Here is a 21,651-nt window from a genome sequence, read left to right on the forward strand (position 1 = left end):
AGGGAAAATATGATTACAGGTATTATACTGGCAGCCGTTATTGTCGGCGGAACAGGATTGTTCATCGGTGTTTTCCTTGGAGTGTCTGGGAAAAAATTTGCCGTTGAAGTAGATGAACGTGAAGAAGCAATTCTCGGTGTACTCCCGGGAAATAACTGCGGTGGTTGCGGGTATGCAGGATGTTCAGGTCTTGCAGCAGCAATTGTAGCAGGAGAGGCAGAAGTAAGCGGATGTCCTGTTGGTGGTTCTCCGGTTGCAGTCAAGATAGGTGAAATCATGGGTGTTTCAGCAGACGGACAGGAAAAAATGACAGCATTTGTAAAATGCGCGGGAACTTGCGAGAAAGCACAAGATGAGTATGAGTATCATGGAGTGAGAGACTGTGTTATGGTTAATATGATGCAGGATGCCGGACCAAAAGGCTGTGATTACGGATGTCTTGGGTTTGGAAACTGTGTGAAGGCATGTCCATTTGATGCAATCCATATTGTAAATGGAATTGCAGTGGTAGATAAAGAAAAATGTAAGGCATGTGGAAAATGTATTGCTGCATGTCCAAAAAAATTGATTGAACTTGTTCCATACAAACAGCAGACATTTGTACAGTGCAATTCTAATGATAAAGGAAAAGCCCTGATGGATGTCTGTGCAGTAGGGTGTATTGGATGTAAGCTGTGTGAGAAAAACTGTGAAGCAGGAGCTATAACAGTTACAAATTTCCTGGCACATATTGATGCATCTAAATGTACTAATTGCGGAGTTTGTGCAGATAAATGTCCACGAAAAGTCATTGTTCCGAGAAAAATTCCGGTATCTTAATAGATTTGTAATTAAAATAATAGAAAGAATAAAAAAGTCTTTGCTATATAAGGTAAAGACTTTTTTATTTCTATTATTCTACTGTAAGAAGTTTGTAATCAGATGTAATAAAAATAGCTTTTATGTTATCTAACTGTTTGATTAATTTAGAGGCATCTTCGTAGCCAAGAGCATAGCAGGTCGTACTAAGGGCATCGCCATCTACAGAGTTGTCAGAAATAATAGTTACTTGATAAAGATCATTTTGACATGGATAACCGGTAGAAGTATCCAGTATATGATGGTAAATGGTGTCGCCTACTTTGAAATAGCGTTCATAATTACCGGAAGATACAACGGACCTATCTGTAATTTCAAGTTGTGTGATGGGTTCATTTTGTTTGTCAAAAGGTTTTTGGATTCCGATATGAAAAGGCTGTCCATCGTAACGATTGCCTACTGCCAAAATATTTCCTCCTAGATTAATTAAGGCGTGATGGACGTTCATACTGAGTAAATATTCCTTTAAACGATCAGCAATATATCCTTTGGCAATTCCTCCTAAGTCAATTTGTGCTTCTGGATCTAATAATGTTACAGAATTGCCATTGAGGACAATATTTTGATACCCTACATGAGTTAATGCATTGGAAATGTCTTCGCTGTTTGGTAGTGTTCCACTGTGTTCACCATTAAAGTCCCAAAGTTTACTGACAGGAGCAATTGTAATATCAAATTTCCCATTTGAAAGTTTACAGTAATACAAAGCAGTTTTTAGAATATCGATGGTTTCATCAGATACATTGACAGGATTTCCATGTGCGGAATTAATCTGAGCAATTTCACTTGTTGGAATTTCTGTGCTGAATTTATTTTCATATTCCTGACACATTTCTTTGCAGTTTTCTAACACATCAGGGTCTGCATTCCATGCCTGGATTTGAATGACGGTATCAAAATAAACACCAGATACTTGAATAAGTTCCTCTTTTTTTTGCGAAGTACAACCAAAAATCGAACAAAAAGTAAAAAAAGTAAGTAACAATGCGATATATTTTTTCATATGCACCTCAAATTCTATTTCTTATTGTATAATATAAAAAATACACTTTATTATAACGGAAAACAGAAAGTTATACAATCGAACATGTGGTTGCATTTCTGAAAATGCTGTGCTATGATGGTATGCAAGAGGTAGAGTATGAAGAAAAAAGATTGGATATTGATTACTGTGATTCTTGCGATTGCAGGGATTTTTTTTGTCCTACATATAACAAGCGGCAGGACAATACAGGGAAAAGCAGAAGTATATGTGGCCGGCAAAATATATGGTACTTATGATCTTTCCAAGGAACAAAAGATTGTTATACAAGATTCGAATGTATTAATGATAAAAGACGGGAGGGCACAGATGGAAAGTGCAGATTGTCCGGATCAGATATGTGTAAGGCAGAAAGCTATTTCGAAAGAAGGCGAAAGCATTATTTGTCTGCCTAATAAAGTAGTTGTGTCGATTGTTGATGGAGAAGAGAAAGAATTAGATGCTGTAACGAACTAGAAGGAGGCTGGCAATATGAAGAACAGAGTGGCTTATTTTGGTGTTTTTACGGCACTTGCTTTGATGTTTAGTTACATTGAAACTATGATACCTATTCAATTTGGAGTTCCCGGTATTAAATTGGGGTTTGCTAATATAATGATCGTAATTATGCTTTATAAAGGCAGTGCTAAGGAGGCTTTATTACTTTCAATTGTTAGAATTATGCTCTCAGGTTTTTTATTTGGTAATTTATCAAGTATTTTATATAGCATTGCCGGAGGTGTATTAAGTCTGGGAATTATGACGCTGTTAAAGAAGCAAGGCGGCTTTAGTGTAATTGGAGTCAGTGTAGCTGGCGGTGTGAGTCATAATGTGGGTCAGCTCATTGTTGCTATGCTGGTGGTTGAGACATATCAAGTGGGATATTATTTCCCTGTGTTACTTGTAGCAGGTGTTTTAACCGGATTGGGAATAGGAGTTGTATCACAAGAAGTTTTAAAGCGTATCAGGAACATTTGTTTTGAATAGAGGAAAAAGGAGTTCTATTTATATGATTTCTTATATAAGAGGAGAATTGGTAGCAGTTGAGAAAGATAAAATAGTGGTGGATGTGAATGGTGTAGGATGGGGAATTTATATGCCGGAACAGACAATGGGACGTTTACCGTCAATTGGCGAAGAAGTAAAAATTCACACCTATCTGAATGTGCGTGAAGATGCGATGCAGTTATATGGATTTTGCACGAGAGATGATTTGGAAATTTTTAAATTAGTTATAGGAGTAAGTGGTATAGGTCCGAAAGGCGGATTAAATATTCTATCAAGTTTATCAGCAGATGATCTTCGATTTGCAGTGCTGTCCGGGGATGCAAAAGCGATATCAGCAGCACCTGGAATTGGGAAGAAGACAGCCGAAAAGTTGATCATTGAATTGAAAGACAAATTGAATTTAGAAGAAGTATTAGAAAACAAGGCGAATGGGGATGGCTTTCAGGAGTCAAATACATCAGGCGGTACAAGTGAAATCCAATCAGAAGCGGTTCAGGCATTGGTTGCGCTTGGGTATGGAAGTACGGAAAGTCTTCGGGCAGTCAAGAAAGTATCAGCAAAATGCGAGACAGTTGAGGATGTGTTGAAGGCGGCACTTAAAAATTTGTTTTAGAACGGCTGATGTTATTATATTACCAAAGCACATATAAGCACTGGTCAAAATCTAAATACCGGCAAAAGCAATGACAGAGGGATAATATGGGAAAACGAATTATTACAACGGAAAATCTGGAAGAAGATATAAAAATAGAAAATAATTTGAGGCCACAGTATTTGAAAGACTATATTGGTCAGGAAAAAGCAAAGAAAACACTGGAGATCTATATTAAAGCAGCAAAAGAACGTGGAGACGCCTTAGATCATGTGTTATTTTATGGTCCTCCGGGGCTTGGAAAGACAACACTTGCTGGTATTATTGCAAATGAAATGGGTGTTAATATAAAGATTACATCTGGTCCTGCTATCGAAAAACCTGGAGAGATGGCAGCAATTCTGAATAATCTGCAAGAAAATGATATTTTATTTGTTGATGAGATTCATAGATTAAATCGGCAGGTTGAAGAAGTTCTTTATCCGGCAATGGAAGATTATGCAATTGATATCATGATCGGAAAAGGGGCATCAGCAAGATCTATCCGCTTAGATCTTCCTAAATTTACATTAGTAGGTGCAACAACAAGAGCAGGAATGCTAACAGCACCCTTGAGAGATCGTTTTGGAGTTATTCATCATCTGGAATTATATACAGAAGAAGAATTAACTACGATTATATTGCGTTCAGCAAAGGTGTTGGAAGTTGAAATAGAAGAAAGCGGAGCTGTGGAGTTGGCAAAGCGTTCAAGAGGAACTCCGCGTCTTGCTAATCGTTTATTAAAACGAGTACGAGATTTTGCACAAGTAAAATATGATGGAGTGATTACAGAGGAAGTGGCAAATTACGCACTGAATTTGTTAGATGTTGATACGTATGGACTAGATCACATAGACCGAATGATCTTACTTACAATGATTGAAAAATTCCAAGGTGGACCGGTAGGACTTGAAACTCTGGCTGCATCTATAGCAGAAGATGCGGGAACACTGGAAGATGTATATGAACCATATCTCTTAAAAAATGGATTTATACAGAGAACTCCGAGAGGAAGAGTTGTGACGGAGTTGGCATATAAACATCTTGGGATTGAGATATAATTTAAAAAATGGTTGGTTTTTGTGTTTATATAGTTTATAATAGCAATGAAGAAACGCAAGGAGGAAGCTATGAGTTCAGCAAAACATTTTACAGAAGTTTTAATAGGTGGAAAAGTATATACGTTAAGTGGATTTGAGGGAGAAGAGTATTTACAAAAAGTATCTTCTTATCTGAACCATAAAATTACAGAATGCACGAACAGTGAAGGATATCGAAAACAGAGTGCAGATACAAGAAATGTGCTCCTTGCTCTGAATATTGCAGATGATTATTTTAAAGCAAAAAAACAGGGCGATTCGCTGGAGAGTGATATTGAACTGAAAGATAAAGAGATGTATGATTTAAAACATGAGTTGATTTCTGTTCAGATTAAGCTGGAGAATGCAGAAAAAGAACTGGCGAAGATGAAAGAAGAGAATAATGATCTGCAGATGCAGATTGTAAAATTGGAAACTGAGATGAAGAATCACAGAAAGTAAAATATAGTAGGCTGTCTGGTTCAGACAGCCTATTTAATATATCAACCATATATTGATATAGAAAAGGGAGTCTATATGAATTTAAAGTATGATTTAAATAAAAATCAAGACAGAAAAATAGAAATTCTTGCACCGGCGGGTTCCTACGAAAGCTTTCATGCAGCGATTGTGGCCGGAGCGGATGCAGTCTATGCCGGCGGACCGAAGTTTGGTGCAAGGGCATTTGCTGAGAATTTTACGGAAGATCAGCTTTTAAATGCAATTGATTATGCACATTTACATCAGAGAAAATTTTACCTTACAGTAAATACCTTGTTGAAGGACTATGAAATTGAACAGCTTCCGGAATATCTGGAACCGCTTTATCAAAGAGGGCTGGATGCAGTAATTGTTCAGGATATGGGAGTTTTAAATGTAGTGCGGCAATATTTCCCGGATATGGACATACATGCAAGTACACAAATGACGGTTACCGGAGTAAATGGGGCACAATTTTTAAAAGAAAACGGGGCAGTGCGTGTTGTTCCGGCGAGAGAAATTTCATTGGAAGAAGTTCGTAATATAAAATCTGTAACAGGTATGGAGATGGAATGTTTTGTACATGGAGCATTGTGCTATTGCTATTCCGGACAGTGTTTGCTTAGCAGTCTGATCGGAGGGCGGAGCGGAAATAGAGGGCAATGTGCTCAACCTTGCAGACTTCCTTATACAGTAGATGGAGAAAAAGGATATCTACTTAGTTTAAAAGATATTTGTACTTTGGATATCATTCCGGATTTGATTGAGGCAGGGATTGATTCTTTTAAAATTGAAGGTCGAATGAAACGTCCGGAGTATGTTGCCGGTGTAACATCATTATATCGTAAATATGTAGATTTATATCTGAAAAATCCTCAAAAACCATATTTGGTGGATGATAAAGACAAAGAGATGCTGATGGATTTGTTTAACCGAGGCGGGTTTCACACCGGATATTATAAACAGAAAAATGGTCGTAATATGATTACAATTCAAAAGCCGAATCATATTGGAGTTAAAGTCGGGGCGGTGCTTTCTCAAAAAGGAAGAGAAGTTCAGATGAGAGCTCTGACTGATATAGCTGCAGGTGATTTGATTGAATTTAAAAATGAGGCACAGCGTTATACCACTGGAAAATCTTGTAAGCAGGGAGAAGTGATAACAATTCTTGCGCCAAAAGGAATGAGACTGCCTGCGGGTGAAGTTTTATATCGTGTTCAGAGTCCGGAATTACTGAATACTTTAGAGATAATGTATTCAAAAGGAAAGGTAATTGAAAAACTTTATGGATACATTTCAATGGAAGCAGGAAAAGCAGCAAAATTAGTAGTTTGTAAAGATGAATATAGCGTAGAAGTAGAATCGGAACAACAAGTTGAAGCAGCAAGCAGCCGTCCGCTCGATGAAGAGAGAATTAAAAAACAGCTACAGAAAACAGGAAATACGGAATTTGCGTTTGATATGTTAGATGTCGAATTACATGGAGAAGTCTTTCTTCCGATGCAGCAACTTAATGAAATGAGACGAAAAGCGTTAGAAGAATTAGAAAAAAAGATACAGGATTCTTTTCATAGAAAAACAGCCGAAAAGAAAGTTTTACAAGAAGAAATATTGGATACAGTATCGGTGAAATTTAGTAAGAAAGAGAATAAGCTGTCTGTTTTGGTTGAGACACAAGAACAATTAGAAGCAGTTTTAGAAAATGATAATTCAGTTGCATGTATCTATGTTGACAGTAATCTTGATACAACAGGATTAGATACGGAACTATGGAAAGGGATATCGGATAGGATTCATAAAAAGAATATAGAAGTATTTTTAGCAATGCCACGTATTTTTCGAAATCAGACGATAGAGATTTTTGAACAGGCATATGACAGCATTTTGACAAGATACTTTGATGGAATGTTGATTCGAAGCATGGAAGAATATCAGTTTTTAAAATCAAAAAATTATTCGGATAACATTCGTTTGGATTATAATTTATATATTATGAATAGATTTGCAAAACAATTCTGGAAAAAGCAGGGTATTACTTATGGTACAATACCGGTTGAATTAAATAAAAGCGAAATTGTAAACCTGGATTCAAAACAGGATGAGATGATTGTATACGGGTATATTCCGGCAATGGTGACAGCCCAGTGCGTGACATCTACGGTTCACGGGTGTAAAAAAGATTGTAAGATCACGATGTTAAAGGATCGGTATCAGAATGAATTTCCGGTCAAAAATCAGTGTAGAGATTGTTATAATGTAATTTATAATACAGCGCCACTGTATCTGATAGACCTGAAAGAAGATTTGGAAGAATTGAATGCAGAACGGTATCGCATTCAGTTTTCAATAGAAAACAGAGACGAAGTGAAGCAAATTTTGAACCAATGTAATAGCATGTTTAGTGATGAAAAGGGAGAGCTGTTTTCACAAAAGGATTCTATTACGAGAGGACATTTCAGAAGAGGAGTTTCTTGAAAATTTTAGAAAAGATTATTATTAGGTAGGTGGAAAAGTGGTTAATATTATAATAGAACTTTCAAAATATATTATTATATTTTTGATGACTGCATATACATTTTCGTGCTTTTCTATCTTTGTACAAGAATACGAAGAGAGCGAAAGACACATTCTGATTCGTCAGAATATATTAATGTTTTTAATACATTTTATGGCTTATATGGTTATGTATTTAAAAGCAGGAGAACAGAAACTAATTGTTTTTTACGGATGTCAGGTTGTATATTTTATTGCAGTAATCGTATTGTATCGGATTATCTATCCGAATGTATCCAGTTTGATTGTAAACAATATGTGTATGTTGATCAGTATTGGATTAATCATGATCACAAGACTGGAGTTTGCAGATGCAGTAAAACAGTTTATTTATGCAATTGTAGGTGCGGTGATTGGACTTGTTGTTCCGGTTATTATTCGTAAGATGAAGACATTGATAGATTGGACATATATATATGCGGGTGTAGGATTTGCATTTTTGTGTCTTGTTGCAGTGTTTGCTGCAACTTCCGGAGGTGCGAAGTTAGGATTTACAATTGCTGGATTTGGAGTGCAGCCATCAGAATTTGTAAAAATATTGTTTGTGTTTTTTGTTGCAGCGAGTTTGCAAAAATCAACAGACTTTAAAAATGTTTTGATTACAACAGCAATTGCGGCAGCGCATGTACTTATTTTAGTTTTATCAACAGATTTGGGAGCGGCACTGATTTTCTTTGTCGTATATCTGGTTATGCTGTATGTGGCAACAAGACAACCACTGTATGCAATAGCAGGAATTGGTGCAGGAAGTGTTGCGGCTATGCTGGGATATCGTTTGTTTGCACATATTAAAGTACGAGTATCTGTATGGAAGGATCCGTTCGCTTCATATAACGAGGGCGGGTATCAGGTAGCACAGTCATTATTTGCGATTGGTACCGGCAGCTGGTTTGGAATGGGACTGATGCAGGGAAGTCCAGATTTGATACCGGTAGCAGAGTCGGACTTTATATTCGCAGCAATTGCCGAGGAGATGGGACTGATTTATGCGTTATGTCTGATTTTGATTTGTGTAAGCTGTTATGTTATGTTTTTAAATATTGCAATGGAAATTAGAAATCAATTTTATAAATTGGTTGCACTGGGATTGGGAACCTGCTACATTTTCCAGGTGTTTTTGATGATTGGAGGAGTAACGAAATTTATTCCTTCTACAGGAGTTACACTGCCATTGGTAAGTTATGGTGGAAGTTCCATGTTAAGTACAATGATTATGTTTGGTATCATACAAGGTTTGTACATAGTCAGAGAAGATGAAGTTGAAAAAAGAGAATTAAAAAGAGCAAGAAAAGAGAGAGTAGTAAGAAATGAAACGGGAAGAACGTCCAAAAAGAACAAAACAAAATTCGAAGAAGTCCCGAAACAAAGAATTCGCTAGAGTTACGTATATTTTTGTATTGTTGTTCCTTGCGTTGATGGGATATCTTGTTTATTTTAATCTTGTGCGTGCACAGAAAATTGTGAACAACCCACACAATGAACGACAGAATAATTTTGCACAACAGGTAGTCAGAGGCAATATCACAGACAAGAATGGAGTTGTGCTTGCAGAAACGCAAACGGATGAAGCGGGAAATGAATCGAGAGTGTATCCATATGGAGATGTATTTGCACATGTTATAGGGTATGATTCCAGTCTTGGAAAAACCGGATTGGAATCAGTAGAAAATTTCGAACTTTTAACATCGAATGCATTTTTCTTGGAGAAGATTAGAAATGAGTTTCAGGACACAAAAAATATCGGAGATACAGTTGTAACAACGTTGGATGCCCAGCTTCAACAAGCGGCATATGATGCACTTGCAGACAATAAAGGTGCGGTAGTTGTCTTGGATCCAGCTACAGGAAAGATACTGGCAATGGTGTCAAAACCGACTTTTGATCCGAATCAGATTGAAACAGAGTGGGATTATTTGAATTCGGATAGTGATAATAGTCCGCTTTTAAATCGTGTGACGCAGGGAGCATATGCTCCGGGATCAACATTTAAAATTGTAACGGCGTTAGAGTTTATGAGAGAAAATCCAGATTATGCAAATTATACATATGATTGTCAGGGAGCTATTACTTGGGGAGATACTACAATTCATTGTTTTGCAAGTACTGTTCATGGGCTGGAAGATTTAAGAAGCTCTTTTGCAAATTCATGTAATTCCTCTTTTGCAAATATAGGGTTGTCATTAAATAAAACATCTTATAGACAAACAGCGGAGGAATTATTGTTTAATAAAAAACTTCCATCGGTATTGGATTATTCTAAGAGTTCTTTTGCGGTGGATGAGAATACCGGAGAAGCAGAGATAATGATGACAGCTATGGGGCAGGGAAACACCCTGGTCAGTCCTTATCACATGGCACTTATCACATCAGCAGTGGCGAATGGAGGAACACTGATGCGCCCATATCTGGTTGATAAAGTGACGAACCATACTGGTAATGAAATTAGTAAAAATGTACCAAAGAGTTATAAAAAGCTTATGACTTCAGATGAAGCGGCTCAGCTTAAAGAATATATGCGTGCGGTAGTAGAAGAAGGAACCGGAATGGATTTGAATTATGGCTCTTATACGGTTGCCGGAAAGACCGGAACAGCAGAGTACAGTATGGATGATGGTGAAAAAACCCATTCTTGGTTTGTTGGTTTTACCAATGTAGATAATCCAGAGTTGGTGATCAGTGTTATTATCGAAGGATATGATGGAAACAGTGGTGCAAAAGCAGTGCCGATAGCAAAGCAGATTTTGGATTCATATTATAACAGATAATGAAAGAGCAGGGAAAAGAATGCAGATTAGATGTTTTTGTGACTTATATGTTAGTGAACGATTTGAAAAAAAGAAGAATCAAGTGCTGAAAAAATTAATGGAAAGGAAATTTCAAACACCTTTTTACTTGATTACATTGGCACAGGGAGAACAGAATCATCTTGATATATATTCTTCTCTGCTGTTACAACAAGGAATTTATGATGATGAGACAATATTTATTGTTGGGATAGCCGAAGATTATACATCAGCAATGAGTCTTGTTGAATGTATCACACAGGACACAGTTGAAAAAACGGGTGGTGTAGAGATTAGGGCGTATATAGTAGAACAACAAAGAAGATTTGAAGAAAGCAGAGGGTGAAAAATGCTCCATGTAATCCTGTTTATATTAAAGTTAATAGGGTATCTGATACTGGGAATTATCGTGTTACTTGCTTTAATGCTTATTACAGTATTGTTATCACCATTTTGTTATCAGGCAAGAGGCAAATGTGATAAAGAAATAAAAAATCTTGATGTTCATGGGTCATTTACGTATCTGTTTCATCTGATTTCGGGAGAGATAAATTACAAAAAAGAGCAATTTACCTGGAAAATACGAATTGCCTGGATACAAAAAAGTAATATTGCCGAAACAACAGATGTAAAAAAAGAAAATGTAAAGAAGAGCGATGTACTACAATCAGATAATGATAAAATATTGACTGCTATGGAAGAAAAAGAGGGAGAACAACCAATCCACAAGCCGAAGGCTGTGGTGTCAGAAACAAAGGAAGAGCATGTGCAAGAAGAGACTACTTCAGAAAAAAAAGCTGAAATCAAGTCAAAAAAAGAAAAAAAATCAAGTCTTTATGAAAGAGCAGTCTCTAAATTGCGGACACTTAGGTGTACAGTTCAAAAGGTTTGTGATAAGATAAAATTACTTATTCAAAAAAAGAATATCTTAATGGCATTTATAACAGAAGAGACACATGTGGCAGCATTAAAAAAGCTTATTTGTGAATTAAAGAAATTGTTGAAAAAATATTGCCCCAAAAAAGTAGAGGGAGATATCCATTTTGGATTTGAAGAGCCTGATTTGACAGGGAAAGTTTTAGCAGTGCTGGGAATGATATATCCGTTGGTTGGAGAACATCTAAATATCAGTCCGGATTTTGAAAAGTCTGTTTTGGATGGAAGATTATTTATAAAAGGAAAAATCAGAATCTCGAGTATCGTAAAGATGGCATGGAATCTTATTTGGACAAAAAATGTCAGAATAACAATTGGAGATATTAGGAAATTCAGTTTTGATGAAGGAGGAGTACAAAATGGCTGATACAAATAATTTTAAAGATACAGTAGGTGCTTTGTTTAAGGGGATGGATGGAGTAGTATCTTCAAAGACAGTAGTAGGAGAGGCAATTCATACAGATGGAGTGACAATACTTCCGCTCTTAGATGTTTCGTTTGGACTTGGTGCCGGTGCATTTGATAACGATAAGAAAGAAAGAACCGGTGGAGGTATTGGTGGAAAAATCACACCAAGTGCTGTGCTGGTGATTAAAGATGGAACAACACGATTGGTAAATATTAAGAATCAAGATACGATGACAAAATTGCTTGATATGGTACCTGGAATTTTAGATAAATTTACAACAAGAAAAGAAGACACTGTAACAGAAGAAGACGTTGCAGAAATGTTGGATGATGCAGAATAAAGACAGAAAGAACTGCATAAGCATAAATAAGAAGTGGATATGATAGATGGAATAGAATGAAACGAGTGATAGGGTTTGCATTTTTTTGTGCAGCAATAGGGATGGTAATCGCATGGATGATGCCAGAGACTTTGTTTTTTCGTATAATGCTGTTTCTTGGATTTATGATAGCGGGATATATATTATTCTGTAAATAAGAAACCCAAAAGGGTTATTGAACAGTAACCTGTTTGATCATATGCTTGACAGAAAAAAGAAAAGACTCAATATTCAAAGAGAATACTGAGTCTTTTTAATCCGTGTCTGTAAAGCGGTCATTTACAATCCGCTCTGTCTGAAAACGATACTTAAATTAAGCACGTTCTACGCGTCCTGATTTCAGGCATGATGTACATACGTACATTCTTTTAGCTCCGCCTTCAGTCTGAACTCTAACAGACTTTACATTTGATTTCCACATTTTTGGTGATTTTCTATGAGAGTGACTTACGTTGTTTCCGAAGTGAGCACCCTTTTCACAAATAGCACATTTAGCCATCACAAACACCTCCTAACAATTTGAAATAGTCTATAATTAGACTCACAACACTGATATTCTAGCAGAAAGCTGCAATGAATGCAAGCGTTTTTTTGAATTAGTGACATTTATTTTTAATTTTCTCGATATTTTTTAAAGAAAGATGGTTCACAGAATATAGTTTTCATGCTAATATAATCATATCTGTATTAAAAAGTATAGGTTTGAAATCCATTTGAAATTGGAGGTATATAGAAATGAAAGGTAGTATGAGTACAGATCTGGGGATTATTACAATCAACCCGGAAGTAATTGCGAAGTATGCAGGTTCCGTTGCAGTAGAGTGCTTTGGAGTTGTAGGTATGGCAGCTGTGAATATGAAAGACGGTCTTGTAAAATTATTAAAAAGAGAGAGTCTGACTCATGGGATTCAGATTGAGATTTCAGATGAGAACAGTTTAACTCTGAATTTTCATGTGATTGTTGCTTATGGTGTAAATATTCTGTCTGTGTCAGATAATTTGATGAATAATGTAAAATATAAAGTAGAAGAATTCACCGGTATGACAGTCGATAAAATTAACATCTTCGTTGAAGGTGTCAGAGTGATTGATTAAGGAGGATATTGATCGTGGCAACGAATTCGATAAATGCAGAGCTGCTTACAAAGATGTTTCTTGCAGGAGCAGCAAATCTGGAAGCTAAAAAAGAATATATTAATGAATTGAATGTATTCCCGGTTCCAGACGGAGATACAGGTACAAATATGACACTTACAATTATGTCAGCTGCAAAAGAAGTACAAGGTTTGGAGTCTGCAGATATGACAGCACTTGCGAAAGCAATTTCGTCTGGTTCATTAAGAGGAGCAAGAGGTAACTCGGGAGTTATTCTTTCCCAGCTTCTTCGTGGATTTACAAAAGAAATCAAAGAACATAAAGAAGTAGATGTGCAGGCATTGGCGTCAGCGTGTGAACGTGCAACAGCAACTGCTTATAAAGCGGTTATGAAGCCAAAAGAGGGAACAATTCTGACAGTGGCAAAAGGTGCATCAGAGAAAGCCCGTGAGATGGCTGAGACAACGAACGATTTGGAAGTATTCATTCCAGAAGTTATCGCATATGCAAAAGAAGTTCTTTCTAAAACACCTGAGATGCTTCCGGTATTAAAAGAAGCAGGAGTTGTGGATTCTGGCGGACAGGGTCTTCTTGAAGTGCTGAATGGTGCATATGATGCTTTCCAAGGTAAAGAGATTGATTATAGTGCAATTGAATCCAGTGTGGGAACAACGATGGTTAAGCCGGATGCACAGGCACAGACAGATATCAAATTTGGATATTGTACAGAATTTATAATTATGACAGAAAAAGCATTTACAGAGAAAGATGAGCATGAATTTAAAGCTTTTCTGGAATCTATAGGTGATTCGATTGTATGTGTAGCAGATGAAGATATTGTTAAAATCCATGTGCATACGAATGATCCAGGACTTGCAATTCAGAGAGCTCTTACTTATGGACAGCTTTCGCGTATGAAGATTGATAATATGAGAGAAGAACATCAGGAAAAATTAATCCGTGATGCAGAAAAACTTGCAGCAGAGCAGGCAAAAAAAGAGCCACGTAAAGATGTGGGATTTATTGCTGTATCTATCGGTGAAGGAATGAATGAGATTTTCCGTGAGCTGGGAGTTGATTATATCATTGAAGGCGGTCAGACAATGAACCCAAGTACAGAAGATATGTTGACAGCAATTGATCAGGTCAATGCAGATCATATCTTTATTCTTCCGAATAATAAGAATATCATTCTTGCAGCAAACCAGGCACAGGCATTGACGGAGGATAAAGACATTATCGTAGTTCCAACAAAGACAGTTCCTCAAGGAATTACAGCAATTATTAACTATGTGCCCGAAGAGGACGCAAAGGCTAATGAAGAGATGATGAAAGAAGAAATCCAGAATGTTAAGACGGGTCAGGTGACATATGCGGTTCGTGATACACACATTGATGATAAAGAAATTCACGAAGGTGATATCATGGGTATCGGGGATGAAGGAATCCTTTCAGTAGGGCAGTCTGTAGAAGCAACAACAAAAGAGATGTTGTCCTTGATGGCAGATGAAGACAGCGAATTGATCAGTATTTATTATGGACAAGATATTCAGGAAGAAGATGCAGAGAAACTTGCATCTGAAATTGAAGAATTATATCCAGATGCAGATGTAGATCTTCATTGTGGTGGACAGCCAATTTATTATTATGTGCTGTCAGTAGAATAAAAAGTAAGAGGGTTCTATAAAACAGAGATCAAAAGAGATTGAATAACAGATCGGTTTTCTATGTGAAGACTGATCTGTTTTAAAATATAAGGTGATATAAAAGATGAACGAGACAGCAAGGATCAGTACCCTGAAAGGAATTGGAGAGAAGACAGAAAAGATATTTCAAAAAGCAGGAATCTATACAATTGGAGATTTGATCAGATATTTCCCGAGAGGTTATGATGTGTATGAAGAGCCTGTGCCAATCAGTGAATTAGAAGAAGGAAAAACAATGACTGTTACCGGGAGTATTTATGGGAGAATCCAGGTTGGCGGAAGTCCTAAGATGCAGATTACAACAGTATATTTAAAAGATATTTCAGGAACACTAAAGGTTATATGGTTTCGCATGCCGTTTTTGCGAAATACATTGGCAAAAGCAGGGGCAATCACACTTCGAGGGCGTGTTATCCGAAAAAAAGAAGGGCTTGTAATGGAACATCCGGAAGTGTTTTGCCCTGCATCCAAATACGATCTGAAACAAGATACGCTTCAGCCGATTTATCCATTAGTTACCGGGCTTACCAATCACGCAGTGATGAAAGCAGTCAGGCAGGTGTTGGAAGAGTGTGATGTGGGAGAGGGAATCTTGCCAAAAGATATGGTGAGGGAATATCAGCTTTCTGATTATCGCCGGGCAATTTATGGAATTCATTTTCCAAAAGATAAAGAAGAATTTTATCATGCGAGAAAACGACTTGTCTTTGAGGAATTTATGTTGTTTATTCTTTCACTTCGTATGCTGAAAGAAAGCGAGGAACGTGTTTTAAATCCGTATTGTTTTCGCAAGCAACCGCAAATTGAGAAATTTTTAAACAGTCTGCCATTTGAACTTACGGATGCGCAAAAAACAGTCTGGAGAGAAATAAAAAATGATATGGCAGGAATCCATGTGATGTCGAGACTTGTGCAAGGGGATGTAGGTTCTGGAAAAACGATTGTTGCATTGCTTGCAATGATGTATACAGGACTAAATGGATATCAGGCTGCGATGATGGCACCAACAGAGGTTTTGGCAAGACAACATTTTGAAAACATCAATCATATGTTGCAGGAATATGAGATTTCATTGAAAGTGGGACTTTTGACGGGCTCTATGACAGCCAGACAAAAAAGAATTGTTTATGAAGCAGTTGAAGCAGGTGAAATTCAGTTGGTTATAGGCACACATGCATTAATCCAGGAAAAGGTGATTTACAAAAATCTGGCTCTGGTCGTGACAGATGAACAGCATCGTTTTGGAGTAAAACAGCGTGAAAGTTTGGCAAATAAAGGTGTAAGTCCACATATTCTTGTGATGAGTGCGACACCGATTCCAAGAACTCTGGCAATTATAGTGTATGGGGATTTAGATATTTCTGTAATAAACGAGCTCCCGAAAAATAGACTTCCGATAAAAAATTGTGTCGTTGATACGGGCTATCGCAATACAGCATATCGGTTTATAAAAAATCAGATAGCACAGGGAAGACAATGTTATGTGATTTGTCCTATGGTTGAAGAAAGTGAGACACTTGAAGTAGAAAATGTTACAGATTATACGGAAAATTTGCAGGAAATAATGGGTGTGAACATTAAGGTACAATGCCTTCATGGTAAAATGAAGCAGTCTCAGAAAGACGAGATTATGGAAGCATTTTCAAAAAATGAAATTCAAGTATTAGTCTCAACAACTGTAATTGAAGTCGGAATTGATGTGCCGAATTCGACAGTCATGCTGATTGAAAATGCAGAACGATTTGGACTTGCACAGTTACATCAGTTGCGCGGGCGAGTCGGAAGAGGAAAGTATCAATCATATTGTATTTTTATGAGTGCGTCAAAATCCAAAGAGACAAAAGAACGCTTGGATATTTTGAATGAATCAAATGATGGATTTTTTATAGCGAGTGAAGACTTGAGGCTTAGAGGTCCCGGAGATTTATTCGGAATCAGGCAGAGTGGTATTCTTGATTTTAAGCTTGGGGATGTCTTTCAGGACTCACAGGTGCTTCAACAGGCAAGTGAAGTTGCAAATCTGATTCTGGAAGAAGATCCACAACTTGAAAAAGAAAAATATGAATCTTTAAAACAACAAGTTCAAAAAATCATTCAGGGAGGAATGCTTGAGACAACATTGTAATAAAAAGATTTGAGTATAGAAATTAAAATAGGAAAAATTCCCAGTGTAAAAGTTTGAATCCTTCATATACTATGAGTGTAACAACACAGTTACAACAAAAAACGTAACGAAAAGAGAGTTACAAAAAGACGCAAAAGGAGGAAACAAACATGGCAAATCGTTCATCAAACAGAGCAGCTGTGCCAGAAGCGAAAGGTGCATTAGACAAATTTAAATATGAGGTAGCAAGTGAACTTGGAGTTCCGTTGTCAGATGGATACAACGGGGATCTGACATCAAAACAGAATGGTTCTGTTGGCGGTTATATGGTTAAAAAGATGATCGAGCAGCAGGAAAAACAGATGGCAGGTAAATAACAACCATAGAAAATATGAAGAAAAGGCACTTAGGAATTGACCTAGGTGCTTTTTTCTGCTAAAATTCACCATGTTAGACAGGAGGAGTCTTATGAGAGTAATAGCAGGAAGTGCAAAACGATTACAATTAAAAACACTGGATGGGATGGAGACGAGACCGACGACGGATCGAATTAAAGAAACATTGTTTAATATGATATCCCCATATATTTATGATAGCATATTTTTAGATTTGTTCAGTGGAAGTGGAGGAATCGGGATAGAGGCGCTTAGCAGAGGTGCGAAAGAAGCGGTATTTGTGGAAAAGAATCCTCGTGCGATGGAATGTATTAAAGAAAATTTAAAATATACAAAATTAGATAAGAAAGCGATGACTATGACAAAGGATGTCATGACAGCGTTGTATCAATTGGAAGGTGAAAAAACTTTCGATTATATTTTCATGGATCCACCATATAATCAGGAACTGGAGAAGATGGTGCTATCTTATTTATCGAAATCAGAACTGGTTTATGAAGATACCGTAATTATCGTAGAAGCTTCATTAGATACAGAGTTTTCTTATCTGGAACAGATGGGATTTCGAATGATTAAAACAAAAGAATATAAAACAAACAAACATGTCTTTATAGAAAAAGAGGGGAAACAAGAAATATGTTAAGAGCAATATATCCGGGAAGCTTTGATCCGGTTACAAATGGACATCTGGACGTGATCAGAAGATCTAGTAAAATGGTTGACGAATTGATTGTCGGAGTGCTGAATAATAATGCTAAAATGCCGTTGTTTTCTGTCGAAGAACGTGTTAGAATGTTAAAGGAAGTGACAAAAGATATACCAAATGTTCGGATTTATCCTTTTGATGGCTTGTTGATTGATTTTGCTGCCAAGATGGAGGCAGGGGTTGTAATTCGTGGCTTGCGTGCAATCACAGATTTTGAATATGAGTTACAGATGTCCCAGACGAATCACAAACTGAATCCGGACGTTGAGACCATATTTTTGACGACTAGTATAGAATATTCATATTTAAGTTCTACAACTGTAAAAGAAATTGCTTCTTATGGTGGAGATATTACACAGTTTGTGCCGGAAGCGGTAGTTGGAAAGCTTGAACAGAAGATGAAAGAAAAAAGGAGAGTATAATCATGAGCAGTCGTATTGAACAGATTATTGAAGAGATTGAAGAGTACATAGACAGAGATTGTAAATATCAGCCATTGTCTACTACTAAAATTATTGTTAACAAAGAGCATTTAGATGAATTGTTAAGAGAGCTTCGTATGAAAACGCCAGACGAGATCAAACGTTATCAGAAGATTATCGCTAATCGAGATGCGATTCTGGCAGATGCACAGGCGAAAGCTGATGCTATGATCGAAGAAGCACAGGTACAGACAACAGAACTTGTAAGTGAACATGAGATTATGCAGCAGGCATATGCACAGGCAAACGAGATTGTAACACAGGCTACTGCACAGGCGCAGGAGATTGTTGACAATGCTACTTCTGATGCAAATGCAATTCGTATGGGAGCAATTCAGTATACGGATGACCTTCTTTCTAATGCTGAGAACATTATTGGACATACTTTGGACAGTTATTCTACAAAATATGATGGACTGATCAATTCATTGCAGGAGTGTTATGATGTAGTACGTTCAAATCGTGCAGAACTTGTACAGGATGATGGACTTGTTCCGGAAGATGTAGATGCATAGAAGTGCTCATAGTGATTTAAAATAGAAAGACAAGTATGAATTAAATTTTACAATAAAGCATACATAGAATACTGGCGGTCACTGCGGCTGCCAGTTTTTGTTTTGTATAGGAACATATGGACAGACCGGTATCATGAAGCATACAGTTAGTTTGGGCAACAGAGCAGAAACCGCCAAAGGCTGTAAGTCCTACACATAGAATATATCGTGTCTGGAATGAAAACGGAAGATTCGCAAGAAGTTTGAGTCCGTTTGTAATTTCAAGAGAAGAAAAGATTATCTGGAAAATAGGGGAACGGAATGGAATCTGCTGACAAAGTGTTAGCAAGACAGAAAAAAATATGATATATCCGCCTATTTTTACAAGTGATTCAAAGCTATCAAGAACTGCAAGGTCAAAGGCCTCTATAGACCAGACAGGTTTGTGGAATGAAAAATGCCTATTTAAAGGTGTAAAATGATAGCGTTTACGTTCGAAAATACTGATAAGGTATGATGAGAAAAATAAAATAAAGAGAGTAGGGAGCAAAAGTTTTTCTTTGTTTAATGTTTTAAGTACAAGATAATTCATAATAAAAGAAGGGCTTGTATTGTTACAGAAAGACAACAAATAACGCCCTTCTTCTTGTGAGATGAGCCCATCACGTACAAAGTCCGCAACTGTTTTCGCACCGAGAGGATAACCACACAAAAATCCAACCAGAATACAATAACTGGAAGGTTTGGATACACCGAATATATAAGAAATAAAACTGCCAAACATGTTTGTAATGTAGCAGATATTTTTGGTAGATAAAAGAAAAGTGCTTAATAAGAGAAACGGAAACAAAGTAGGAATAATAATATGAAACCAGAGCAAGAGTCCGTTTGAGGCTCCAAGTAAAACTGCTTTTGGAAAAATAAGCATAGATATAAACAAGATAACACTGGAAATACCAAGAAAAGTTTTTTGCATAAAGACTACTCCATTCGGATGACCTAAGAGAAAGTGGGTTGGTAAAGATATATGAAACAACTTGATTTTTTATGATTCCTGTGACACAATGAAGTATGATATGATTATTGTATATACTGTAAAAAACAGTGAAAATAAAGACACGAGGAATGCAATAGAATGATAAAATTACCGGAAAAATTTGAGAATAAAATGAAAGAATTACTGCAGGATGAATATGACAATTATTTGCAGTGTTATGATGAACCACGCTATTATGGACTGCGTGTGAATACAAATAAAATATCAGTAGAAGATTTTTTGAAGATTGCGCCATGGTCATTAACACCGGTTCCATGGATACCAAATGGATTTTATTATGATGGAGATAAAATACAGCCGTCGAAACATCCATATTATTTTGCCGGATTGTATTATCTTCAGGAGCCGAGTGCAATGACGCCTGCAAGCCGTATTCCGGTTGAACCAGGAGAACGTGTTCTGGATGTATGTGCTGCTCCCGGTGGAAAAGCTACAGAATTAGGAGCAAAATTAAAAGGAGAGGGTGTACTGATCGCCAATGATATCAGCAATTCAAGAGCAAGAGGGTTGCTCAAAAATCTGGAATTGTTTGGTATTGGAAATATGATGGTGATCAGTGAGGAACCGGGAAAACTTGTGGAATATTTTCCGGAGTATTTTGATAAAATACTGATTGATGCACCATGTTCCGGAGAGGGAATGTTCCGAAAAGATAAAAAGATGGTAAAAGCGTGGGAAGAGCATGGACCGGAGTTCTTCTCTAAATTGCAAAGAAGTATCATTACACAGGCAGCAGCGATGTTGAAACCGGGTGGAATGATATTGTATTCAACTTGCACGTTTGATCCGTTGGAAAATGAGAAAACAGTAGAATACCTGCTAGAGACATGTCCTGAGTTTAAAATTTGTGAAATGGAGGGATATGAGGGCTTCTGTGAAGGAATTCCGAAATATGTTGAAAATCATAGTGAGGAATATCGTAAGACAGTTCGTATTTTTCCACATAAGATGCAAGGCGAAGGCCATTATCTTGCTTTAGTAAAAAAAGGTGATGACAATGTAGAAGGAAAAAATGAAAAACCAGCAAAACCAAAAGAAGGGGTGAAAAAACTTCCAGAAGAACTGGAACAGTTTTTAAAGGAGCTGTCATGGGATATTGATAAATCTCGATTGGATATTCGCGAAGAGCGTGTTTACTATATGCCAGAGAATCTTCCGATGTTAAAAGGAGTGCGTTTCCTTCGTTCAGGACTTTTGTTAGGAGAAGTGAAAAAGAACCGTTTTGAGCCGAGCCAGGCACTGGCAATGTGTTTAAAAAAGGAGGAATATCCACGCATATTAGATTTGCCGGTGTCGGACGACAGAGTAATAAAATATTTAAAAGGGGAAACACTGGATGTAGAAGATATTACTTCAAGGAAAGAAAAAGGGTGGTATCTTGTCTGCGTGGACGGTTATCCGTTAGGTTTTGGAAAACTTGCAAACCAGACGTTGAAGAATAAATATCTTCCGGGTTGGCGTTGGATGTCATAATA

Annotated in this window: 23 protein-coding genes; 20 read left to right on the forward strand and 3 right to left on the reverse strand. The window is 37.0% G+C overall.

What is annotated here, in order from left to right; all coding sequences use genetic code 11:
- Positions 1-9: 9 nt before the first annotated feature.
- Positions 10-819, forward strand: a complete 810-nt coding sequence (locus H8S40_RS06345) for an RnfABCDGE type electron transport complex subunit B (RefSeq protein ID WP_186864869.1) — start codon at positions 10-12, stop codon at positions 817-819.
- 73 nt (positions 820-892) lie between these two features.
- On the opposite strand, the gene H8S40_RS06350 is transcribed toward H8S40_RS06345, so the two are convergent.
- Positions 893-1,861 carry an FAD:protein FMN transferase gene (locus tag H8S40_RS06350; protein ID WP_186864870.1) on the reverse strand — a complete coding sequence of 323 codons (969 nt, stop codon included), beginning with the start codon at positions 1,859-1,861 and terminating at the stop codon, positions 893-895.
- Positions 1,862-1,999: 138 nt separating this feature from the next.
- Here H8S40_RS06350 and H8S40_RS06355 point away from each other — a divergent pair, with 138 nt between their 5' ends.
- The 11 genes from H8S40_RS06355 to H8S40_RS06405 all read left to right on the forward strand — a co-directional run bounded on the left by H8S40_RS06355 (position 2,000) and on the right by H8S40_RS06405 (position 12,098).
- The gene (locus tag H8S40_RS06355) at positions 2,000-2,356 is read left to right on the forward strand and encodes a NusG domain II-containing protein (RefSeq protein WP_186864871.1); all 357 of its coding nucleotides are present in this window, start codon (positions 2,000-2,002) and stop codon (positions 2,354-2,356) included.
- 15 nt (positions 2,357-2,371) lie between these two features.
- Positions 2,372-2,866 (forward strand): Gx transporter family protein, encoded by a 495-nt coding sequence (locus H8S40_RS06360; RefSeq protein WP_186864872.1) that lies wholly within the window; start codon positions 2,372-2,374, stop codon positions 2,864-2,866.
- 22 nt (positions 2,867-2,888) lie between these two features.
- A complete protein-coding gene (gene ruvA, locus H8S40_RS06365) occupies positions 2,889-3,500 on the forward strand; it encodes a Holliday junction branch migration protein RuvA (protein ID WP_118723723.1) in 612 nt (203 codons plus the stop codon).
- Positions 3,501-3,586: 86 nt separating this feature from the next.
- The gene (gene ruvB, locus H8S40_RS06370) at positions 3,587-4,579 is read left to right on the forward strand and encodes a Holliday junction branch migration DNA helicase RuvB (RefSeq protein ID WP_022076452.1); all 993 of its coding nucleotides are present in this window, start codon (positions 3,587-3,589) and stop codon (positions 4,577-4,579) included.
- Between the two features lie 69 nt (positions 4,580-4,648).
- Complete coding sequence (locus H8S40_RS06375) at positions 4,649-5,059, forward strand: cell division protein ZapA (RefSeq protein ID WP_022076451.1); 411 nt, start codon at positions 4,649-4,651, stop codon at positions 5,057-5,059.
- A gap of 75 nt (positions 5,060-5,134) precedes the next feature.
- Positions 5,135-7,552, forward strand: coding sequence for a U32 family peptidase (locus H8S40_RS06380; protein ID WP_186864873.1), 2,418 nt, complete (start codon positions 5,135-5,137; stop codon positions 7,550-7,552).
- Between the two features lie 37 nt (positions 7,553-7,589).
- Complete coding sequence (locus tag H8S40_RS06385; RefSeq protein WP_186864874.1) at positions 7,590-9,008, forward strand: FtsW/RodA/SpoVE family cell cycle protein; 1,419 nt, start codon at positions 7,590-7,592, stop codon at positions 9,006-9,008.
- Complete coding sequence (locus tag H8S40_RS06390) at positions 8,938-10,395, forward strand: peptidoglycan D,D-transpeptidase FtsI family protein (protein ID WP_366482320.1); 1,458 nt, start codon at positions 8,938-8,940, stop codon at positions 10,393-10,395. Before H8S40_RS06385 ends, H8S40_RS06390 begins: the two co-directional genes overlap by 71 nt.
- Positions 10,396-10,414: 19 nt before the next feature.
- Positions 10,415-10,759, forward strand: coding sequence for a hypothetical protein (locus tag H8S40_RS06395; RefSeq protein WP_022076447.1), 345 nt, complete (start codon positions 10,415-10,417; stop codon positions 10,757-10,759).
- Between the two features lie 3 nt (positions 10,760-10,762).
- Positions 10,763-11,716: a DUF2953 domain-containing protein gene (locus tag H8S40_RS06400; RefSeq protein WP_118723719.1), complete on the forward strand. Its 954-nt coding sequence runs from the start codon at positions 10,763-10,765 to the stop codon at positions 11,714-11,716.
- Positions 11,709-12,098 carry a GerW family sporulation protein gene (locus H8S40_RS06405; RefSeq protein ID WP_022076445.1) on the forward strand — a complete coding sequence of 130 codons (390 nt, stop codon included), beginning with the start codon at positions 11,709-11,711 and terminating at the stop codon, positions 12,096-12,098. The genes H8S40_RS06400 and H8S40_RS06405 overlap by 8 nt, the downstream gene beginning before the upstream one ends.
- A gap of 352 nt (positions 12,099-12,450) precedes the next feature.
- On the opposite strand, the gene rpmB is transcribed toward H8S40_RS06405, so the two are convergent.
- Complete coding sequence (rpmB, locus tag H8S40_RS06410) at positions 12,451-12,636, reverse strand: 50S ribosomal protein L28 (protein WP_022076443.1); 186 nt, start codon at positions 12,634-12,636, stop codon at positions 12,451-12,453.
- Positions 12,637-12,872: 236 nt separating this feature from the next.
- On the opposite strand from rpmB, the gene H8S40_RS06415 reads away from it, so the two are divergent.
- From H8S40_RS06415 to H8S40_RS06445, 7 genes are all read left to right on the forward strand, one after another.
- Positions 12,873-13,232, forward strand: a complete 360-nt coding sequence (locus H8S40_RS06415) for an Asp23/Gls24 family envelope stress response protein (RefSeq protein ID WP_117988934.1) — start codon at positions 12,873-12,875, stop codon at positions 13,230-13,232.
- 14 nt (positions 13,233-13,246) lie between these two features.
- Positions 13,247-14,899: a DAK2 domain-containing protein gene (locus H8S40_RS06420; protein ID WP_118723718.1), complete on the forward strand. Its 1,653-nt coding sequence runs from the start codon at positions 13,247-13,249 to the stop codon at positions 14,897-14,899.
- A 103-nt stretch (positions 14,900-15,002) separates the two neighbouring features.
- Positions 15,003-17,063 (forward strand): ATP-dependent DNA helicase RecG, encoded by a 2,061-nt coding sequence (gene recG / locus H8S40_RS06425; protein WP_186864875.1) that lies wholly within the window; start codon positions 15,003-15,005, stop codon positions 17,061-17,063.
- 149 nt (positions 17,064-17,212) lie between these two features.
- Positions 17,213-17,419: an alpha/beta-type small acid-soluble spore protein gene (locus H8S40_RS06430; protein WP_022076439.1), complete on the forward strand. Its 207-nt coding sequence runs from the start codon at positions 17,213-17,215 to the stop codon at positions 17,417-17,419.
- A gap of 91 nt (positions 17,420-17,510) precedes the next feature.
- Positions 17,511-18,080, forward strand: coding sequence for a 16S rRNA (guanine(966)-N(2))-methyltransferase RsmD (gene rsmD / locus H8S40_RS06435; protein WP_022076438.1), 570 nt, complete (start codon positions 17,511-17,513; stop codon positions 18,078-18,080).
- Positions 18,074-18,565: a pantetheine-phosphate adenylyltransferase gene (coaD, locus tag H8S40_RS06440; RefSeq protein WP_118723715.1), complete on the forward strand. Its 492-nt coding sequence runs from the start codon at positions 18,074-18,076 to the stop codon at positions 18,563-18,565. The genes rsmD and coaD overlap by 7 nt, the downstream gene beginning before the upstream one ends.
- A 2-nt stretch (positions 18,566-18,567) precedes the next feature.
- Positions 18,568-19,140, forward strand: a complete 573-nt coding sequence (locus H8S40_RS06445) for an ATP synthase subunit B family protein (RefSeq protein WP_022076436.1) — start codon at positions 18,568-18,570, stop codon at positions 19,138-19,140.
- Positions 19,141-19,180: 40 nt separating this feature from the next.
- Here H8S40_RS06445 and H8S40_RS06450 read toward each other — a convergent pair whose 3' ends face one another.
- Positions 19,181-20,095 carry a transporter gene (locus H8S40_RS06450; RefSeq protein ID WP_186864876.1) on the reverse strand — a complete coding sequence of 305 codons (915 nt, stop codon included), beginning with the start codon at positions 20,093-20,095 and terminating at the stop codon, positions 19,181-19,183.
- A 159-nt stretch (positions 20,096-20,254) separates the two neighbouring features.
- Between H8S40_RS06450 and H8S40_RS06455 the strand changes: the two genes are divergently transcribed.
- Positions 20,255-21,649, forward strand: coding sequence for an RsmF rRNA methyltransferase first C-terminal domain-containing protein (locus H8S40_RS06455; protein WP_207723251.1), 1,395 nt, complete (start codon positions 20,255-20,257; stop codon positions 21,647-21,649).
- Positions 21,650-21,651 lie beyond the last annotated feature (2 nt).

The sequence above is a fragment of the Ruminococcus hominis genome (genome assembly GCF_014287355.1).
Taxonomy (GTDB): domain Bacteria; phylum Bacillota; class Clostridia; order Lachnospirales; family Lachnospiraceae; genus Schaedlerella; species Schaedlerella hominis.

What these genes read in the sequence shown, in the direction of transcription:
- H8S40_RS06390 (WP_366482320.1), top strand. Translation starts at nt 8,938, where the DNA reads ATGAAACGGGAAGAACGTCCAAAAAGAACAAAACAAAATTCGAAGAAG.
- ruvA (WP_118723723.1), top strand. Translation starts at nt 2,889, where the DNA reads ATGATTTCTTATATAAGAGGAGAATTGGTAGCAGTTGAGAAAGATAAA.
- H8S40_RS06450 (WP_186864876.1), bottom strand. Translation starts at nt 20,095, where the DNA reads ATGCAAAAAACTTTTCTTGGTATTTCCAGTGTTATCTTGTTTATATCT.
- recG (WP_186864875.1), top strand. Translation starts at nt 15,003, where the DNA reads ATGAACGAGACAGCAAGGATCAGTACCCTGAAAGGAATTGGAGAGAAG.
- H8S40_RS06355 (WP_186864871.1), top strand. Translation starts at nt 2,000, where the DNA reads ATGAAGAAAAAAGATTGGATATTGATTACTGTGATTCTTGCGATTGCA.
- H8S40_RS06400 (WP_118723719.1), top strand. Translation starts at nt 10,763, where the DNA reads ATGCTCCATGTAATCCTGTTTATATTAAAGTTAATAGGGTATCTGATA.
- H8S40_RS06395 (WP_022076447.1), top strand. Translation starts at nt 10,415, where the DNA reads ATGCAGATTAGATGTTTTTGTGACTTATATGTTAGTGAACGATTTGAA.
- coaD (WP_118723715.1), top strand. Translation starts at nt 18,074, where the DNA reads ATGTTAAGAGCAATATATCCGGGAAGCTTTGATCCGGTTACAAATGGA.
- H8S40_RS06350 (WP_186864870.1), bottom strand. Translation starts at nt 1,861, where the DNA reads ATGAAAAAATATATCGCATTGTTACTTACTTTTTTTACTTTTTGTTCG.
- H8S40_RS06380 (WP_186864873.1), top strand. Translation starts at nt 5,135, where the DNA reads ATGAATTTAAAGTATGATTTAAATAAAAATCAAGACAGAAAAATAGAA.
- rsmD (WP_022076438.1), top strand. Translation starts at nt 17,511, where the DNA reads ATGAGAGTAATAGCAGGAAGTGCAAAACGATTACAATTAAAAACACTG.
- H8S40_RS06405 (WP_022076445.1), top strand. Translation starts at nt 11,709, where the DNA reads ATGGCTGATACAAATAATTTTAAAGATACAGTAGGTGCTTTGTTTAAG.
- H8S40_RS06430 (WP_022076439.1), top strand. Translation starts at nt 17,213, where the DNA reads ATGGCAAATCGTTCATCAAACAGAGCAGCTGTGCCAGAAGCGAAAGGT.
- rpmB (WP_022076443.1), bottom strand. Translation starts at nt 12,636, where the DNA reads ATGGCTAAATGTGCTATTTGTGAAAAGGGTGCTCACTTCGGAAACAAC.
- ruvB (WP_022076452.1), top strand. Translation starts at nt 3,587, where the DNA reads ATGGGAAAACGAATTATTACAACGGAAAATCTGGAAGAAGATATAAAA.
- H8S40_RS06415 (WP_117988934.1), top strand. Translation starts at nt 12,873, where the DNA reads ATGAAAGGTAGTATGAGTACAGATCTGGGGATTATTACAATCAACCCG.
- H8S40_RS06445 (WP_022076436.1), top strand. Translation starts at nt 18,568, where the DNA reads ATGAGCAGTCGTATTGAACAGATTATTGAAGAGATTGAAGAGTACATA.
- H8S40_RS06360 (WP_186864872.1), top strand. Translation starts at nt 2,372, where the DNA reads ATGAAGAACAGAGTGGCTTATTTTGGTGTTTTTACGGCACTTGCTTTG.
- H8S40_RS06345 (WP_186864869.1), top strand. Translation starts at nt 10, where the DNA reads ATGATTACAGGTATTATACTGGCAGCCGTTATTGTCGGCGGAACAGGA.
- H8S40_RS06455 (WP_207723251.1), top strand. Translation starts at nt 20,255, where the DNA reads ATGATAAAATTACCGGAAAAATTTGAGAATAAAATGAAAGAATTACTG.
- H8S40_RS06375 (WP_022076451.1), top strand. Translation starts at nt 4,649, where the DNA reads ATGAGTTCAGCAAAACATTTTACAGAAGTTTTAATAGGTGGAAAAGTA.